The 1,830-nt window shown below is 43.0% G+C and carries 2 protein-coding genes; both read left to right on the top strand.

The window, feature by feature from the left end; translation table 11 throughout:
- Positions 1 to 865: 865 nt before the first annotated feature.
- Positions 866 to 1,321, top strand: coding sequence for a flavodoxin family protein (locus A3762_RS22295; protein WP_068476255.1), 456 nt, complete (start codon positions 866 to 868; stop codon positions 1,319 to 1,321).
- A gap of 103 nt (positions 1,322 to 1,424) precedes the next feature.
- A partial coding sequence (locus tag A3762_RS22290) for a response regulator (protein WP_156493671.1) occupies positions 1,425 to 1,830 on the top strand: 406 nt, incomplete at its 3' end.

Raw genomic sequence — 1,830 nt, 5'->3', positions numbered from 1 at the left:
TATTTCGAAATTTTTATGAATTTTACACCTTCGTTCTTGGGCGAGGCTGCAGGTAAAAGTCTTGTGTGCAAGATTGAGAGATAGCTTTTGACAAGGTAATCATCCAATCAGGCGTGGGCAATCATAAGCTATAAAAGGACATAAAAGGACATAAAAGGACAGCAGCGCTGCGCATGGCCCTTGCTGACTGGTCAATTAAAACGAACTAGACTATGTCAATAAAAAACATCTTGTTACGAGGCTTTGTAACGCTCAAGCTGCTCAAACGCACTGCTATTGTCTTTCCCCAATTGAGAACATTTGTATGAGACATCCGCATCGGACTGTTCCAGTAAGTTATTTTGCCAATAGCACGATCTACTCTCGTCCCGCAGACCTACTAATGCGCTATCGAGCTATTTAGCAAATTTCTGTCGCGAGATGAAAACGGCGCTTACATATCCTAGTGAAAAGGGGAGTAATGCGGTAATTGGTAACCAAACTGCCATAAACGTTGTTCCGAGTTAGCAATAGACTAATTCCACGCGATATTATAGCCCTACACTTGGCTCCACATCTGAATCTACCCTAGGAACCTTGACATGTCACTTAACTCCCAATGTCGCCGAGAACAGCTGTTTAACAACCCCGCCGTCGTCCTTTTCGACCATCTCGCGCGTTTAGTTTATCGAATGTGTAGAGCTGTATATCTAAGCCCTAGCGAGCGTTCTTAACGGGCAAGGACATGACTGTGACGGCGACGCGGCAATGGCCGCCGTTGCAAATAGCCACGCCTAATATATTTCTCGTTCTATGCTTATTGCCAAAGGGTCAGTGTATCGATACTCTGAGCCTTTATTATCTAATGTCGCTAAAGAGTTATGGTATGGACAAGCATCTTCTTATCATTGCCCACGCCCCTTCACCAAATACTCAAACACTTCTTAAAACAATCAACGATGCAAGTAACAAAAGCCAGTGCATTGTAACTAGCTTATCTGCATTCGAGACCACTCCAGAGCACATCATTCAAGCAGACGCTGTCATTCTTTTCACACCAGAAAATCTCAGCTACATGTCTGGAGCGATGAAAGACATGTTCGATCGTTGCTACTACCCCGTACTTGAGAAAAAACAAGGTTTGCCGGTCGCGGCGATTGTTCGCGCAGGACACGATGGCACTGGCACGGTCAAGGCCTTACAAACAATTATCACAGGGCTTAGATGGCGTTGGGTACAAGAACCTTTGGTTCTGAGGGGTGACTACCAAGACGCATTTAACGAGCAGGTATCAGAACTTGCTGAGGGAATGTCGATCGCGTTAGCAGAAGGCATAATTTAATTCCTGATACTTTTCTAATTAGTAGTAAACACTTGATTATGTACTAGCCTTACGACGAACGGTTTAAAATTTGACGGTTATATCGAACTTCTTATAGGTAATTATGAGTAAAAAAGGCCTTTTTAAGATTCTTGTAGTTGATGATGAGGAGCAAATCCTAGATTCTTTGAGGCGTCTTTTTCGTTCGAACGACTTCGAAATCATTTGCGAAACGAACCCCATTGAAGCTATCGAAATCCTGAGCATAACACGCTTCGATGTCATCATTTGCGACATGCGCATGCCACAANTGAGTGGTGCTGATTTTTTAGTTCGAGCCAAAAAAATACGTCCAGCAGCCGAACGTATTCTGCTGACAGGTTATGCAGACCTAGACTCTACGATAAAATCAATCAATGATGCCCAAATTTATGCCTTCGTTACTAAACCTTGGGATCCGAATCAGCTAGTTCAATTAGTAGCTAGTGCTATTGAAAAGCAACATAAAGAAAAAGTTAAAATTCGTATCC

Source organism: Oleiphilus sp. HI0125 (assembly GCF_001635355.1).
Note: the sequence above shows the minus strand (reverse complement) of the source record. Positions and strands in the feature narration are given on the sequence as shown.

Excerpts from the sequence above, each read along its gene's own strand:
- A3762_RS22295 (WP_068476255.1), top strand. The coding sequence starts at position 866 with ATGGACAAGCATCTTCTTATCATTGCCCACGCCCCTTCACCAAATACT.